11 protein-coding genes are annotated in these 16,734 nt (G+C 47.4%); 9 read left to right on the top strand and 2 right to left on the bottom strand.

Annotated features, from left to right (window positions below):
* Entirely contained in the window at nucleotides 1-1,131 is a 1,131-nt protein-coding gene (locus OH459_RS07725; RefSeq protein ID WP_050908162.1) for a homogentisate 1,2-dioxygenase, read from the bottom strand.
* Nucleotides 1,124-2,197, bottom strand: a complete 1,074-nt coding sequence (hppD, locus tag OH459_RS07720; protein ID WP_005445472.1) for a 4-hydroxyphenylpyruvate dioxygenase — start codon at nucleotides 2,195-2,197, stop codon at nucleotides 1,124-1,126. Before hppD ends, OH459_RS07725 begins: the two co-directional genes overlap by 8 nt.
* 388 nt (nucleotides 2,198-2,585) lie before the next feature.
* Here hppD and OH459_RS07715 point away from each other — a divergent pair, with 388 nt between their 5' ends.
* From OH459_RS07715 to OH459_RS07675, 9 genes are all read left to right on the top strand, one after another.
* The gene (locus OH459_RS07715) at nucleotides 2,586-3,050 is read left to right on the top strand and encodes a TetR family transcriptional regulator (RefSeq protein ID WP_045490118.1); all 465 of its coding nucleotides are present in this window, start codon (nucleotides 2,586-2,588) and stop codon (nucleotides 3,048-3,050) included.
* A 671-nt stretch (nucleotides 3,051-3,721) separates the two neighbouring features.
* Complete coding sequence (locus OH459_RS07710) at nucleotides 3,722-4,828, top strand: M20/M25/M40 family metallo-hydrolase (RefSeq protein WP_005445476.1); 1,107 nt, start codon at nucleotides 3,722-3,724, stop codon at nucleotides 4,826-4,828.
* 317 nt (nucleotides 4,829-5,145) lie between these two features.
* Complete coding sequence (locus OH459_RS07705) at nucleotides 5,146-6,756, top strand: peptide ABC transporter substrate-binding protein (RefSeq protein WP_061065082.1); 1,611 nt, start codon at nucleotides 5,146-5,148, stop codon at nucleotides 6,754-6,756.
* 164 nt (nucleotides 6,757-6,920) lie between these two features.
* Nucleotides 6,921-7,841 carry an oligopeptide ABC transporter permease OppB gene (oppB, locus tag OH459_RS07700; RefSeq protein ID WP_005445478.1) on the top strand — a complete coding sequence of 307 codons (921 nt, stop codon included), beginning with the start codon at nucleotides 6,921-6,923 and terminating at the stop codon, nucleotides 7,839-7,841.
* Between the two features lie 9 nt (nucleotides 7,842-7,850).
* On the top strand, nucleotides 7,851-8,783 hold the full coding sequence (locus tag OH459_RS07695) for an ABC transporter permease subunit (RefSeq protein ID WP_269986280.1): 933 nt from the start codon (nucleotides 7,851-7,853) through the stop codon (nucleotides 8,781-8,783).
* A 9-nt stretch (nucleotides 8,784-8,792) separates the two neighbouring features.
* Nucleotides 8,793-9,776 carry an ABC transporter ATP-binding protein gene (locus tag OH459_RS07690; RefSeq protein WP_041055639.1) on the top strand — a complete coding sequence of 328 codons (984 nt, stop codon included), beginning with the start codon at nucleotides 8,793-8,795 and terminating at the stop codon, nucleotides 9,774-9,776.
* 9 nt (nucleotides 9,777-9,785) lie between these two features.
* Complete coding sequence (locus OH459_RS07685) at nucleotides 9,786-10,781, top strand: ABC transporter ATP-binding protein (protein ID WP_269986279.1); 996 nt, start codon at nucleotides 9,786-9,788, stop codon at nucleotides 10,779-10,781.
* Nucleotides 10,778-12,574, top strand: a complete 1,797-nt coding sequence (locus OH459_RS07680) for an aminopeptidase P family protein (RefSeq protein ID WP_269986278.1) — start codon at nucleotides 10,778-10,780, stop codon at nucleotides 12,572-12,574. The genes OH459_RS07685 and OH459_RS07680 overlap by 4 nt, the downstream gene beginning before the upstream one ends.
* Before the next feature lie 395 nt (nucleotides 12,575-12,969).
* Nucleotides 12,970-16,680, top strand: coding sequence for a M66 family metalloprotease (locus OH459_RS07675; RefSeq protein WP_269986343.1), 3,711 nt, complete (start codon nucleotides 12,970-12,972; stop codon nucleotides 16,678-16,680).
* Nucleotides 16,681-16,734 lie beyond the last annotated feature (54 nt).

Here is a 16,734-nt window from a genome sequence, read left to right as displayed (position 1 = left end):
TTACTTCTCTTGCCAGCTATAGACGTATTCTTTGTTTTCAACCTTATCGAGCTCGTCAGAAAACTCGAGCGCGTGGCGTGTATCAATCATCACTGCCACTTCATCGGTAAACTTCTTCTTATATTCCTGACCCGCTTTGAACGCTTTCGGATGAGGACCATGAGTAAAGCCTGCCGGATGGAAAGTCACCATACCAGCTTCTATGTTGTCACGGCTGAAGAAATCCCCTGCGTGATAGAACAAGACTTCGTCATAATCGTCATTGTTATGATAGAACGGCACCTTCAGAGCACCAGGGTCGCTTTCGATTGGACGAGGCACAAACGTACACACCACAAATCCAGCACCAACAAATGTCGTGTGGGCAGAAGGTGGCAAGTGATAGCGATGCGACATCAAAGGTCGAATATCACGCCAGTTCACTTTCACGACAGCCAAGTCACCGTGCCAACCAATCGCATCAAGCGGGTTGAATGGGTAAGTAATCACACTGACTTTGTCATGGCGCTTCACATGAACTTGGGTTTGCTCTTCTGAGTATTGCGCGCGGAATTCGTCATTGATTGACGGGGTTTCCAGAACGGCTGGGTCGAATACAGCATGATTACCCACCATGCCTTTTTCTGGCAAAGAATAAGCAGCATCTGTGTTTTCAATCATCAGAACAAACATTGGTTCACTTGGTTCTAATCGCCAACTGGTCGAGCGTGGGATCATTACGTAATCGCCTTCGCTCACTTTGAGATGACCATAGTCGCAATAAAGATCCGCCGTGCCGTGATGGATAAACAGCAGCTCATCGCCATCGGCGTTACGCACCAAGAAGTCCATCTTCTCATCCATACGCCATACACGGATCTTACAGTTGGCGTTGTGTAGCAGATGTGGCACTGCCCAAGGCGAAACCTGACTTGCCGTTTCGACTAGGTTGAAATCGAAAGCGCGCGGACGTAAATCGCCTTCCCACTCCGACCAACCTGTCGGTGCGTGTTGATGATGAAAGTGTGCCGCAGGACCGAAGAACCCACTTCGACCTGCTTCACGTTCGTAAATTGCCTCTTCCGGGAAATCAGCATGTGCTTGCTTGGAGCACACTCCCTCCCGATGAGGGAATGTGATCCATTTATGCATCGCTTAGTACTCCTCGGCGGATTTGGTCTTCTTCAATTGATTCAAACAAGGCTTTGAAGTTACCTTCGCCAAAGCCCTCGTTGCCTTTACGCTGGATGATTTCAAAGAACACTGGACCAATAACGGTCTGGGTGAAGATTTGCAGCAAGATGCCGTCTTTGGTTGGCGCGCCATCAATAAGAACTTGTAGATCGCGCAGTTTGCTTACGTCTTCGCCGTGCCCTTTCACACGCTCGTCGACTTTCTCGTAGTACGTATCTGGTGTCGGCATAAAGTCCATGCCACGATCACGCAGTGTTTGAACGGTTTGGTAGATGTCATCGGTGGTCATCGCGATGTGCTGAATACCTTCACCGTTGTACTCACGGATAAACTCTTCAATCTGGGATTTGTCGTCAGAAGACTCATTGATTGGAATGCGGATCTTGCCACACGGTGCGGTCATTGCGCGGCTAACAAGCCCTGTCAGCTTACCTTCAATGTCAAAATAACGAATCTCGCGGAAGTTACCAATGCGCTCGTAGAATCCAGACCACACATCCATGTTGCCTTGCTTCACGTTATGAGTCAGATGGTCGATTTCGTACATACCAACATCTGCTTTCGCTAGGCGCTCATCTGCATCGTCATAGAAACGGAAGTCGACATCATAAATGCTCTGTTTACCGTAACGATCCACGAAGTACAGAAGGCTTTCACCAATGCCGTAAATTGCTGGGATGCTCAGCTCCATAGGACCGATTTCTGTTTTGTACTCTTCACCGCCGTTATCCAGCGCCTGCTTGAGTGCTACGTTCGCGTCTTTCACACGAAAAGCCATGCCACAAACTGAAGGGCCATGAACTTTAGCGAAGCCTTCTGCCTGACTGTGCGGCTGAGCATTAACGATAAAGCTGATGTCACCTTGTCGGTACAGCCAAGCCTCTTTAGAACGGTGTTTTGCGATCTCTGCAAAACCCAACGAAACAAACAGCGCTTTCAGTTGTTCAATACCTTCGCTATCCGCCGCTGTGTATTCCACAAATTCGAATCCATCCGTGCCTAATGGGTTGTAGGTGTCCACCATGACTTTCTCCTTATGTCATTGTTGTGTTTGAACATGCGTTCTCGTTCGATATTTCTAACTTGGCGCAGGAGGAGAAAAATTGGAATACACGAATGGAAATCTGACTTTACGCAGTTTTAGCTATTGATTGTAAAATTTATGTTACACGCAATTTTGTTATAGCAAACGTTTACGACAATTATACGGAAAGCGAGCTATATCAATGCATTATCATATCCCACATCAATTTACACACCGCAGCAAGATGTAAACAACTTGTTACCGCGGCGATTATTTTGGGCAGTAACGCGCATTTATCATGCAAACAACGTCAATATTAGTTTGTTTATATGGAATGGCAGACGATAAGTGTTAGTATGATTTTTTAATCACAATACTGGCAATAGTTATGGCACGCCGAACACACGAAGATACCCAGATCACCATCAACACCATTCTCGATGTGGCAACAGAGCAGTTGATCACGCTTGGTTACGAGAAAATGTCTTACACAACGTTGAGTGAACAAACAGGTATATCGAGGACGGGGATAAGCCACCACTTTGCAAAGAAAGCCGACATCCCGCGTGCCCTGCAAGGTAGACTACTTAAGATGATGATGGATAAACTCGACCTCTCTAACAACGAAGTCGCTTTTATCCAAAGTTGGAAAATTCGCTTAGAAGACGCCGAGTTCATGGCGATTTGGCGTTTGGCATTCTTGATGACAGTTTGTGAACATCACACACCTTATCTCTGTGACTTCCAAAGTCAGGTAGAAGCGGTTACCTCTTTTAAGCTAAGCAAAGACAGTCAACGCACTATTGAATGGCTGATCGGATTAACCCTATTGACTCTTCACAGTGACAAATAGAAAAGAACCATCAAAAAAGCCGAGCACCCTGCCCGGCTTTCTTGTTTTTGTTTTTTTAGTTATCAAGCATAATCCGTTAATAGAATTCTAATTAAAGCGACCGAACCCTTTGCAGAGTTCGGTCTATCCAGAAAGGCAGTGCGAGAGGACATGAATAAACAGAGACTGTATTAATCCACATTTGTGATATTGCTTCAATAAATAGACAGTAAATTACAATCCACCCTACAGATATATTGGTAACTTTTCATCAGTTACAAAAATAGCTCGACTCTGTACATAAATGCAGCATCAATTCTGTTGAATCATAGACTTTCCATCTCTCATTAAATTCGTCAAAAGCTCATACTATACCCAAGTAACCTCGAGATGCTTGGTTCAGCGAGAATGACTTGGTTTGTAGACGCGGCGGCGATTTGAAGGCTTAGTGGGTCTAAACATTGATTGACTAAGTAAACTCGCTTTCGCATATTTCTACATTCATTGTGTACTTTCGTGACCGCCGCATCAGATCCGGTAATTAGCAGGTCAGAATAATGTCAGGCAGAGGCGTTTTTTGATTCAAGACAGCTTTCACTCGGATTAGCTGTGTAATAAGAGGTGTTCTGTTCCCTTTCGGGCTCGCACTCTATACCGCTGCGGTCTCGACCAAGAAAGAAAGAGACATCCAAATGACACAAATTAATCAAGAACGTCTAGTTGAACATTTCTGCCAACTGGTTCGCATCGACAGCGAATCTATGAATGAAAAACAAATTGCAGAAACTCTGGCTGAGCAACTGGGCGAACTAGGCTTTACTGTTCACAAGCTACCTGTACCAGAACACATTTCTAACGGCTTTAACGTGTACGCACGTCTAGAGGGTAAGAAAGAAGGCTCTATCCTAATGAGCTGCCACATGGATACAGTAACGCCAGGTATCGGCATTGAGCCGATCATCGAAGATGGCATCATTCGCTCTAAAGGCAATACAATCCTTGGTGGTGACGACAAATCAGGCATCGCAGCGATCATGGAAGCGGTTCGCTGCATCCAAGCTGAAAACCTAGAGCACAAAACGCTAGAGCTTGCTTTCACTGTGCATGAAGAAGGCGGTTTGTTCGGCTCTGAGTACTTCGACATGACGCACGTAACGTCTAACGAAGCGATCGTACTGGATACAGGCGGTCCTATCGGCACCATCGTGACTGCGGCACCTGGTCAGCAAAAAATCGTCGCGACAATCAAAGGCCGCCCTGCACACGCGGGTCTAGCACCTGAAGAAGGCATCAGCGCAATCATGGTAGCGGCAGATGCAATCAACCAGATGAAACTGCTTCGTATCGACGAAGAAACCACAGCAAACATCGGTATGGTAAACGGCGGTCAAGCGACAAACATCGTGATGCCAGAACTAAAAATCGTTGCTGAAGCACGCTCTCTAAACGGTGAGAAGCTAGAAGCACAAGTAAACCATATGATCTCTACCTTCGAGTCAGTATGTGAAAAACACGGCGCAGAAGTTGAAATCGAATCAAGCCGCGCGTACGACGCATTTGTTATCGAAGAAGACAATGCTCACGTATCAGCAATCAAAGCGGCATTCGCTGACATGGGCATCGATGCATTCACAAAAGGCACTGGTGGCGGTAGCGACGCAAACAACTTCAACAAGAAAGGTCTAACAACGGTAAACCTTTCTACTGGTATGGCGAAAGTACACACCACTGAAGAATTCATCGCCGTTGACGACATGGTGAAAATCACTGAGTTCGTTAAGCACTTCCTAGTGAAATAATCTAGAGAATAGAGCGCAACTTACGCTGAATGTGAAACGCTAACACTGATCCCCTTCTTGCTTCGAGCATGAAGGGGATTTTTCGTTTCTATCCGCTTTATTCTCTTCACTCTCTCTTTACCCTGCCTTCTTGGCAGAAAATCTGACTGTGCCAAGTCGGTATAAATTCACGCATTGAAATTCTATTGGCTCACTTTTTGAGACCAAAAAGCTCAGCTTTCAACACCCTGTTACAGGTATGTTAAAACTCGATTGTCTGAACAATTTATACAATATACATTCAACTCACCTTCAAGGATGAATCGAGTGAGGAAAGGATGAAACTACCCAAGCTACTTTTGTTGGCATCTATCATGAGCCCAATGTTTGCCGCTCCGACTTACGCCGTGCCGTACCCATCGGGCGTGACACTCGCCGAAGCACAAGAGATCACGCTTAATAACGGTGCAGAAGTGACGTCTATCGATCCAGCGAAGCAAGCAGCTGAGCCCGCATTTAACCTTGGTCGAGACTTGTTCGAAGGGTTAACCATTCAAGACAAACAAGGAAAAACCATTCCCGGCGTTGCGAAATCTTGGTCGGTGAACGACAACAATACGGTCTACACCTTTCAGCTTCGTGATGCAAAATGGTCGAATGGTGACAATGTCACTGCACAAGACTTTGTCTACAGCTGGCAGCGCCTACTCGATCCCAATACGGCTTCCCCTTACGCTTGGTTTGCCGCGATTCCAAACATCCAAAACTCACAAGCGATTATGAAAGGCGAAGCAACACCGCAAACACTTGGCGTAAAAGCACTGGACGAAAAAACCTTCCAAGTGACGCTTGAAAAGCCAATTCCATTTTTTATCAAGCTGCTTAGTCATCCGGTTCTTGCTCCGGTGCATCAAGCCACGGTTGAAAAATACGGCAGCAACTGGACGCAACCAAAACACATTGTTACTAATGGCGCGTTTACCGTTTCTGAGTGGAAGGTAAACGAAAAAATGGTGATGGTGAAAAATCCATATTATTGGGACGCAAGCAACGTCGTGTTGGATAAAATCACATGGCTGCCGATTGGTGATGCCAATGTTGTGCTTAATCGCTATTTAGCAGGGGAAATAGACCAAGTGATGTCGATTCCTTCTGCGCAAAAGAAAAAGCTGATCACCAAGCTGCCACAAGAAGTCGCAGACACCAGTGCGTCACTTGGCTCGACGTTTTATTACCTCAACACCCAGCAGGGTCCAACTAAAGACCTGCGTGTTCGACAAGCCTTATCCTATGCCATTGATCGCAAGATCTTAACCGATGCGATTTTAAGAAACGGAGGTATCCCAATGTTTACCTTGGTGCCGCCACAAACCGATGGCTTTCAATCACACATCCCAGAATACGCGACATGGACAACGAATCAGCGTATCGACAAAGCCAAACGCTTATTGGCACAGGCTGGTTATAACAAAGCGAATCCACTCAAACTCACTTTCACAGTTCCTACCTTCTCTAAAGACGTGAAAATGGCAACAGCAATGGCAGGCATGTGGAAAAGCCGCTTAGGCGCGCAAATCACCATTAAACAACTCGAGCCTAAAGTGTTCTACGCATTAAAAGAGCCAACTGAAATCACTCGTGGCGGCTGGACTGCAGACTACAACGAAGCTTCAACATGGCTCGATATCTTCGTATCCAATGGCGAGTACAACGATTCACGCTACAACAACCCCAAATATGATGAGTTGATGTCGCGTTCTAAAACCATGAATGATCCCTCAAAGCTGTATCTACAAGCAGAAAGCATGCTGATTGAAGATATGGCGATTATCCCGGTTTACCGTCCAGGCAACGATCAATATTTGATCAAGCCTTATGTTGGTGGCTACGAGCGTACTAACCCCGAGTCCTCGTACTACCGCAAGAATGTCTATGTGAAAGTCCACTAATGGCATGCTTTCGGCCTGAGTCGGCTCGGTAACACGCACTGACATTGCGAGTACATGGCATATCGTGTCGAACTTCTCTTCCCTCGGTGATGAGCTCAGGCCAATTTTTTTCTCTTTCTCGACGTGACGACATGTAACGTCGAATGACCAAAGGATGATGGATCATGATTTGGTACATTCTCAGACGATTAGCCATCGCGATTCCGACGTTGTTGTTTATCGCTTTGGTCTCTTTTTGGTTGATGCATATCGCACCCGGCGGACCGTTTGACATGGAGCGTCCTATGCCGGAAGTAGTTCGCGCTAACATCGAAGCCAAATTTCACCTCGACGAACCATTTTTGGTTCAGTTCTGGATTTATATTACCAACTTCGCTCAAGGCGATTTAGGACCAAGCTTTGTCTATCAAGACTTTACGGTGACTCAGTTGGTCGCTCAATCTTGGCCGGTCTCTGCCCTACTTGGCGTTCTGTCTTTTTGTATCTCCGTACCACTTGGTATGTTGCTCGGCACCATTGCTGCGTTAAAACGCAATAGCCGCTTAGATTACGGGTTGATGACCCTTTCCATGACGGGTGTTGTTGTGCCTGCTTTCGTCCTCGCGCCAATATTGGTGACGATATTTGCGATTCATTTAGGTTGGCTGCCTGCCGGTGGTTGGGAAGGAGGACAACTCGCTTTTCTCGTACTACCAGTGCTAAGCCTTGCGATTGGCTCTATCGCCAGTATTGCTCGTGTTATGCGCGGCGCCATGATTGAAACACTTAATCAACCTTATATTCGTACTGCAAAAGCCAAAGGGTTATCGACCGCATACATCTTGTTCCACCATGCACTGCGACCGTCATTGATCCCCGTCGTCGCCATGCTGGGTCCAGCTTTCGTCTCGGTTGTCACAGGTTCGGTCATCATCGATATCTTTTTTGGTACTGGCGGTATGGGGCAACACTTTGTCTCCGGCGCACTGAATCGCGATTACGGCTTAGTCATGGGTATTACTCTCATCGTTGCTTCACTGACGATCTTTTTCAATCTTGTGGTCGACTTGCTCTACACCGTTATCGACCCGCGTATCCGAGTTTAGGAGCAGAGCATGTTATCGATTAAAAAGCTGGATACTCAATCCTTAAAAGACCGAGTTGTTGATAATATCGAAGCTGTAGAGGGTCGCAGTCTGTGGCAAGACGCATGGACTCGCTTTCGCAGAAATCGCGCGGCAATGACCTCCGTTTACGTGCTGGCGTTCATCATCTTGTGTATCACCTTTGGTCCTTCACTTGCTGCCTTTGGACATGATGAGATTGATTGGAATATCCTTGCTGACCCGTACGAGTTGGGGAAACCCTCTTTGAACAGCGGGCACTATTTTGGTACCGACGACCTAGGACAAGACTTGTTTGCCCGCACGATGCAAGGTGGTCGCCTGTCGATTTTGGTTGGCTTTGTTGGTGCCTTGGTTGCTGTTGTGATTGGTACCATCTGGGGCAGTATTTCCGGCTATCTTGGTGGTGTGGTAGACAGCGTAATGATGCGTATCATCGAAGTGCTCGACTCAGTGCCATTTATGTTCATGGTCATCCTGTTCGTGACCTTATTTGGCAACAACATCTATCTGATCTTTATCGTGATTGGCATGGTCTCATGGCTGGGTATTGCCCGAGTGGTAAGGGGCGTAACCTTCGGTATCAAAAAGCGCGAATTTATTGAAGCAGCACATTCCATCGGCGTATCTAAATTCACCATTGTGCGCCGTCATGTGCTGCCAAACGTGCTTGGGATCGTGATGGTCTACTCCTCCTTAATGGTGCCCGGATTCATCATGTTTGAATCCTTTTTGAGTTTCTTAGGCTTAGGCGTTCAACCGCCAGACACCAGTTGGGGAATCTTGATTTCAGAAGGCGCAAAAACCATCGACGTGGCATTGTGGATGCTACTTTTCCCATCGTTGTTTTTGGTCGCAACCCTGTTTTGTTTTAACTTCATCGGCGACGGCTTACGCGACGCCCTTGACCCGAAAGATCGATAAGGACTTCCCATGCTATCAATTGAAAACATGAACGTGCGCTTCGATACGCCAGACGGACAAGTGCAAGCGGTCAGCAATCTCTCCTACACGATTCAAGCGGGAGAAACGCTAGGTATCGTTGGCGAGTCCGGCTCAGGCAAAAGCCAATCGGTGTTTGCGCTAATGGGGCTAACAGCTGATAACGGGAACGTCTCGGGCGAAGCACGTTTTCATGGCGAGAACTTACTCGCGATGTCGAAGAAGCAGCTCAACCGCATTCGCGCAGAGAAAATCGGCATGATCTTTCAAGATCCGATGACCTCTCTTAATCCATTTATGAAGATTGGCAAACAGCTCAGTGAAGTGCTGATGGTGCACAAAGGAATGAGCCGAAAACAAGCCATAGCAGAATCCATTCAGATGCTAGATGCAGTGCGGATTCCTTCTCCGGAAACGCGCATGAACCAATATCCACACGAGCTTTCTGGCGGTATGCGCCAACGTGTGATGATTGCTATGGCATTGCTGTGTAAACCGGAACTACTTATTGCCGATGAGCCCACAACAGCACTCGACGTGACAGTACAAGCTCAAATCCTGACGCTATTGCGTGAGTTACAACAAGAGTTCAACACCGCCATCTTGCTCATCACTCACGATATGGGCGTAGTCGCTGAAATGTGCGACCGAGTTTTAGTCATGTATGGCGGACAAAAAATGGAACAAGCCGATACGGACACCTTGTTCGCCCAGCCAGCTCACCCGTATACCCAAGGGCTTCTAAAGGCGATCCCATCGATTACCGAAGATATGCCTCGTTTGCCAACCATTGCCGGTAACCCGCCGAGCGCTCTGATCAATCACAAAGGCTGCCCGTTTAGAGATCGCTGTGACTATCGTGAGCCACGTTGCCAAACACAGACGCCTCGGTTCGCTCCCCTTAACGGACGCCAATCCATCGCCTGTCATGTCAAAGCGCAAGGCAGTATTTCTCTTATTCATCAATCGGCTTAAGGAAACGTTATGACCCAACAAGAAGTGTTATTGTCTGCCCGCGACCTGAAAGTCCACTTTCCAGTATCGCGCCATATCATTCCTAGTCGAAGAAAGATCGTCAAAGCGGTGAATGGCATTGACTTAGATGTGTACCGAGGTGAAACCCTTGGCATTGTCGGCGAATCCGGCTGTGGTAAGTCCACATTGGCGCGCGCCCTACTTCGGTTGGTTGAACCGACATACGGCACCCTGACGTGGAAAGGTGAAGATATGCGTGGCTTTGGCAAAAACGCACTCGCCCTTCGTCGTCGCGAATTCCAGATGATATTTCAAGACCCATCAGCCAGCTTAAATCCGCGCTTAACCATTTCAGAATGCATTGCCGAACCACTACTAACGCACGAACCAGGGCTTAAACGCGCCGAAGTTGAAAAGCGAGTCATCGCAATGATGGACAAAGTAGGACTGCTCGCAAGCCAACGTAACCGCTATCCGCATGAGTTTTCCGGTGGGCAGTGTCAACGTGTCGGCATCGCACGAGCGTTGATTCTTAATCCAGACTTGGTGGTGTGTGATGAACCCGTGAGCGCACTTGATGTGTCCATTCAGGCGCAAGTGATCAATCTACTCGATGACCTCAAACAAGAGATGGGACTGACGCTGGTAATGATTGCTCACGACCTCAGCGTGGTACGTCATATTAGTGATCGCGTAATGGTGATGTATCTGGGTAAGCCGATGGAAATCGGACGTTACGACCAAGTATTTGATGATGCGCAGCACCCTTATACCAAAGCGCTACTTTCTGCTGTGCCAATCGCTAATCCTCAATTAGCACGCAACCGCGAGATCCAATTGCTGCCCGGCGATCTCCCTTCCCCGCTCAGCCCTCCGAGCGGTTGCGTCTTTCGAACCCGATGTCCAGAAGCGACGCAACTCTGCGGGCAGCAAAGCCCTGCAAAAATTGGCTCTGAGCAACATCATATCTATTGTTCAAACATGATTTCAGGAAGTCTTTCATGAATACAACAAACTCGGTAAATCAACGCCTTTCATCGCTGCGAGATGCGATGGCAACTTATAACGTTGCAGCTTATATCGTAACGAATAACGATCCTCACAATAGTGAATACTCTGCGGATCATTGGGCTGGTCGAACATGGATTTCTGGTTTTACCGGCTCGGCGGGCAACGTTGTCATTACCACTCAAGGCGGTGGATTATGGACCGACGGTCGTTACTACATTCAAGCTGAAGAACAACTTCATGGGACTGGACTCAACCTATTTAAAGCGCGTCAACCAGAGACGCCAAGTATTCCCAAATGGTTAGCCAGCACGTTAGAAGCCAACAGTACCATCGCGGTAGATGGGCGCTCTATCAGCTATGCATTTTACCAAGAACTCAAACAAGCGCTTGAGCCTAAAAACATCCAGATTATCCTCGACCTCGACTTACTGACACCAATCTGGCATGACCGCCCTAGCAGACCAACTGAAAAGATCTTTGAGCACCCTGTCGCCTTTGCAGGCATAGAGACCAAGCAAAAGCTGGCTGACCTTCGTTCTTGGCTTGGCGACAACCACGTTAACGGTTTGTTGGTGTCCACGTTAGACGATGTAATGTGGACGCTAAATATTCGCGGCGCAGATACTCCTTACTGCCCAGTATCTGAAGCGTATCTTGTGGTGGAACAAACGCGCGCTACCGCATTTATCGACAAAGCGAAGTTACCAGCTGAGATAGAAAAGCAACTCAACAAGCAAGGTGTCAGCGTTCGTCATTACGACTACGTGAGCCAATATTTGAATCAGCAATGTGAAGGGCTATCTCTCGCGTTTAACCCAAGCTACACCGACAGTTTATTGGTCAGTGCAATTGAGCAAAACGTTTCACTAAAGCCAATGGCTTGCCCGGTCACCGACATGAAAGCCAGCAAAAACCCGACCGAGCTAGCCAATCTCGAGCAGTCATTGAAGGACGATGGTGTGGCAGTAGTGCGGTTCATGAGTTGGCTAGAAGACCAAGTCCCAAGTGGGCTTGTTACTGAATTGTCTGCAGAGGCGCAGTTAAAAAGTTATCGCCGTCAAACTCGTCATTATGTAAGCGACAGTTTTCGCACCATCGCAGGCTTTGCTGCCCATGGTGCCAAAATGCACTACGCCGCTGATGAAGAAAGCAATGCCGTCATCAACGAGAGCAATTTCTTTCTTGTCGACTCTGGCGGTCAGTACCTTGGCGGCACTACGGACATCACCCGTACTTTCCATTTCGGGTCACCGACCATTAAACAGCGCAAAGATTACACCTTAGTGCTCAAAGCGGTCATCCGACTGACTCAGACTCGATTTATGAAAGGCTCTACGGGTGCCAATCTCGACATCATGGCTCGCGGAGTGTTGTGGCAGCATGGTATCGATTATAAATGCGGCACGGGACATGGCGTTGGTATTTGCTTAAATGTTCATGAGGGTCCACAAAACTTTTCGCAAAGCCATCGCGAAGTGGAACTGAAACCAGGCATGGTGATCACCAACGAACCGGGCGTGTATCGCGAAGGTGAATACGGCGTTCGTATCGAGAACATCATGAAAGTCGTGGAAGTCGATCAGAATGAATTTGGCACGTTTTACGGTTTTGAGACCATTACCCTCGCCCCAATTGCCACCAGCATGCTCGATGTCACCTTACTTAGCCAAGACGAAGTGGATTGGTTAAATCACTATCACACGCAGGTTTACAAAGCGCTCAGCCCATCATTAGATGCGCATGACAAAACTTGGTTACAAGGTGCAACCCAGATGGTTGAAAAATAGCGTTTTATTCATCTCCAATTTCATTTTCATTTCAAACTCTTGTTAATTTCAAATAACTTAGTTTGATTGCCAGTCCTCGGGCTGGCTTTTTTCATTTAAAGTCTAACTTATTATAAAATAAAGGCATTTTATTAATTTACTATATAAAGAACCCTATTTTGTATAGATAGATAAATACGAATTTGGACATAAGATATCAATTCGATTTCGTGATCAAATCAAAGCTGGAAGCAGAGTCACAAGTCCGATTTATCCCACCTATTTAAAACTCAAATCCCATCAGATAATCAAATTTATCATCCGTTCATATTGAAATGGATGATGCAACTCCCCTAAGTGCCGAGCTTCTGGCGGCATGTTTAATGTCTATTCCATTGGCAAAAGTAGAGTCTCATATGAAGAAAAATACGCTCGCTTGGCTGATCTCTTCACTCCTAGGAAGTACAGCCGCTTTCGCAAACGCGAACCACGACCTAACCTTGGTCGAAATCGGAAATCAAACCTTTGAACGCATTGAAATGCTCAAGCAGTTAGCAGACAAAGGTCAAGACACCTATCAACGTGATGGCAAAACCTATCTAAATTTCCAAGGACATGAATACTGGGTTAACTTCGATAACTACCCTAAGTTTCCTTTTATGTTTGGAGAGCAAGACCAAGCTTATCGCAACGTAGTGGACTTCGTCGGTCCGGAATGGGAATTTATTTGGTATAACGGTGGTTTCTACCTGATCCACAAAGAGTTTGGTGTGATGAACCCAGACGACACAGGTTGCTACGTAGAATATATCCCTGCTGCCCGAGGCTCTAAGGGTCCCAATGGCGAATACATTTGGCAGTCAGATATGATTCAAAACATCGAGACTTCTGACTGTGGTGACCTATCTGCGCCAAACATCAATGCATTGAACGTAGCCAGCGTTTCAGATCAAGGTGTTCAGCTAAAATGGGCTACGCAAAACGCGAATGACAACGTGGTTTTGACGTTGACCGAATCAGGTTCAGAGCCCGTGCGTTATGACAACGTTCAATCTGGCTTGTTCATTGGCAACCTGAAACCAGACACTCGGTACACGGCGGAGCTTTCTTCGTGCAATGCGATTGATTGTATCGAGCCACAAAAGATTGAGTTCACGACAAGTGCAGCACGCCTTGGTTACGCAGACGAATTGCCGCTAGTAAATCACTTGAATGGCGATTTGACTGGTTCTATCCATTTTGCTCAAACCCATACGACCACCGCCCCGAATCAAAACGATGTTAACCTGTTCCCTGACTTGGTGATCGACCGTGAAGCTCTGCTTTTATTCACGCCAGAAGACAAAAACGTTCAACAAGTTTGGGTAGAACTGAGCTTTGAAGGCACAGTAATCACTCGCCTTCCAATGCTGCCACCAAGCGCGCTTGCGGCTTCTGATCAGCCAGATAATGGACGTTCTAAAGTGGTATTCTCCCATCACGCGTGGTCACTGCCGCTGCAATGGGATTGGATGAAGCCAGGCTTGTCACTGCGCTTAACCGATAACACCGATCGACAAGGCGATTTAGCTGCTAATGAACTTGTCTTTGGCGGCGCGCCGGAGCTTATCATTCAAAACATCGACATGGGTATGCTCACGGCGCCGCGTGATGGCAACACCATGATCAAAAACATGGCAAAACTCAGCGCCGATTACTTCCAGAAAATCCCAGCATCTAAACTGGTGATGGCGGATTACACTGCCGCTTATTTCCCGAAAGTGACGCTGCCAAACGGTAAGGTTTACACCACAAGCTCAGACGGTGAAGGAGGTTGGCACGGCGGTGACATGCGTGAAGCCATTGGTAAAGCACTGGTATCTACAGGTGTGAATAACGCGAATATCGGCATTACCGATAGTGCTGGCTATTCGCAAGCTTACAATAAACGCTTCAATCACATTACCGCGCACACCAACCGCGGCGTGTACACCAATGGCATTATTGATCATGGCGGCAGTGGCGGCGGTGGCATCGTGACGTTAACGGCAACAACAGGTAACGAATGGTCGCACGAGCTGGGTCATAACTACGGCCTGGGTCACTACCCTTGGTATGCTTCTACGCACGATTTAGAATCTGGTTGGGGTTGGGATGCTCTGCATCGCCGCTTTATCGGTAACTTACACTGGACAGGTGAAGCCACGACTAACGATGTGGGTGGTGAAGTGGTACCACCATTTGCGGGTGAATTCCGCTTTATGCGTGACGCTCAAGCCGGTGGCGAAGCCGCGCTATTGGGCACTATTAGTCATTACACGTTAGAGCACCCTTCTCAGTCTCGCCGTGTACAAACATGGCTCAATAACGGCTTTAACGTCGATTTAAACAGCTCAACGGGTTATGTTCGTTGGAATCAAGAAAGCCAAAGTTACGAAGAAACACAAACCGACACGCCAGTACCTACTGCAGCAGGCGTGCCTGTTGTCACCATGTTAGGCATTTACGATCCGCGTAACGAACTTGCAAGCCAAGTTTACCCGCTGATTTACTCCAACTACGGCAACGTGTTTGAGCTGCCTTCTGCACCAGATGTAACTTATCATCCGGAAGGCTGGCAAGCGGTGTCTTCTTTGTCTGACGAGCAAATTCAACAAGATTTGTGGCAGACGATGAAGGTCAACAATCAGCAAGCTCGTATTTGTCAGTTCACCTACACGGCAAGCAACGGCGAAAGTGCAAACTTCGTTGGTACAGTCAGTGCAGATATGGTGCGTTGTGAAAGCAGCGAAGACATGTACTGGAACATCAATGGTCAGCGTGAGCACATGATTTCTCAAGATCATGACTACTCGTTGTTGTCTAAATACGGTGAAGGTGCAGTGACTTACACGCCAAACGCCGAAATTGGCGAAGTGCCACTTTGCGTGCTTGATAAATCCGGCACGAGCCATGATGGTGCGGGCTACTTTACCTCTTCCCACTGCCAACAGTTTAGTGGCGTGAAACACAACAACGGTGCAGATTGGCGTTACGCACGACATCAAGGTGGAATGCATCAACCGAGTATGGTCTCTCAACGTAGCTGTGCGGTTACGGTGGAGCGCCAGGATGGTTCAGTACAAAACATTGCGGTTGCAAGTAGCCGATTAAACGACTCACAAAGCAATAAGTTTCACTTTAACCTAGAGCAACTGCCACTACCGACTCGTGTCACCTTAAGTTGTACTGACGTGAATGGTGAACAAGTACTAGATAGCTTGATCCCTGATCAAAACCCAGCGATCGATAAGCTTGTTGGTCCTATCTTTGTTGGTCAAGAGCACGGTTACAAACAATACGTTGATGAACAAGTCATGTTTGCCGACAACGCAGCGTTAAACCGCATCGACTTTGGCTTTGTGGCTGACTTCGACAAGTTCGTAGCAGACAACTACGGAGCGGGTGTGCTGAACAATGGTGAGACAAGCGCAGAACGCCGCGCTGGTGCACTTTACGTGTACCCTAACCCAGTCACCGGCACTCGCGATTACTTCCTAATGCGTGATATCTCTGCGGCGGATTTCCCAACCAACCAAGCAGACAATGAAGGCTGGAAGTACCTAGGCTCAGCGGAAAACCATGTCCAGTTTGGTTTTAACCCACTGAAAGTCGATCGTAGTAACATCGACAATGCACAGCGCATTGCCAACTACTTCAATCAACCGCAGTTGCTAACGTGGGAACAAGCGAGTTCAACGGCATGGGGACAATCTGAGAACGCTATTTTCATTGATACCGATGAAAGTGGTGAGCGCCGTTACTTTATGCAAAAACGTCCGGGAGTGAACAACGCGTTGCCAGTTCAAAACACCTCTGACGCTGATTGGCGCTTCATTGGTAGCGATACGGATATTGAACAGTACATTGCTGAGCTCAACAGTGACCTAGCTAAGTTTGAAGCCGAAATCTTAAATTGGTACAAGCAAGATCGCATGGGAGTTTGGGGCGAGAACAACAACACGGGAACGATAAACGATATTTACGTGTACCACTTCCGTGGTGGTTACCATTACTACCGCCTCATTGACGGCAAGTACTGGTACTTCCCTTGGCCAACGGAGGCGAACCCAAACAACGCTGATTGGCAGTACTTGGGGCACTTCTAAGCCTTAACCGATATTCAATATGAATAAAAACGCCCAGCACAATGTAAACTCGTG

This window comes from Vibrio sp. MM46 (genome assembly GCF_027587135.1).
Taxonomy (GTDB): Bacteria; Pseudomonadota; Gammaproteobacteria; order Enterobacterales; family Vibrionaceae; genus Vibrio; species Vibrio harveyi.
The sequence above is the reverse complement of the archived record's forward strand: the minus strand, read 5'-3'. Positions and strand labels throughout refer to the sequence as shown.

Coding starts and splice junctions, on each gene's coding strand:
- OH459_RS07715 (WP_045490118.1), top strand. CDS start 2,586: ATGGCACGCCGAACACACGAAGATACCCAGATCACCATCAACACCATT.
- OH459_RS07675 (WP_269986343.1), top strand. CDS start 12,970: ATGAAGAAAAATACGCTCGCTTGGCTGATCTCTTCACTCCTAGGAAGT.
- OH459_RS07685 (WP_269986279.1), top strand. CDS start 9,786: ATGACCCAACAAGAAGTGTTATTGTCTGCCCGCGACCTGAAAGTCCAC.
- OH459_RS07695 (WP_269986280.1), top strand. CDS start 7,851: ATGTTATCGATTAAAAAGCTGGATACTCAATCCTTAAAAGACCGAGTT.
- OH459_RS07710 (WP_005445476.1), top strand. CDS start 3,722: ATGACACAAATTAATCAAGAACGTCTAGTTGAACATTTCTGCCAACTG.
- OH459_RS07680 (WP_269986278.1), top strand. CDS start 10,778: ATGAATACAACAAACTCGGTAAATCAACGCCTTTCATCGCTGCGAGAT.
- oppB (WP_005445478.1), top strand. CDS start 6,921: ATGATTTGGTACATTCTCAGACGATTAGCCATCGCGATTCCGACGTTG.
- OH459_RS07690 (WP_041055639.1), top strand. CDS start 8,793: ATGCTATCAATTGAAAACATGAACGTGCGCTTCGATACGCCAGACGGA.
- OH459_RS07705 (WP_061065082.1), top strand. CDS start 5,146: ATGAAACTACCCAAGCTACTTTTGTTGGCATCTATCATGAGCCCAATG.
- hppD (WP_005445472.1), bottom strand. CDS start 2,197: ATGGTGGACACCTACAACCCATTAGGCACGGATGGATTCGAATTTGTG.
- OH459_RS07725 (WP_050908162.1), bottom strand. CDS start 1,131: ATGCATAAATGGATCACATTCCCTCATCGGGAGGGAGTGTGCTCCAAG.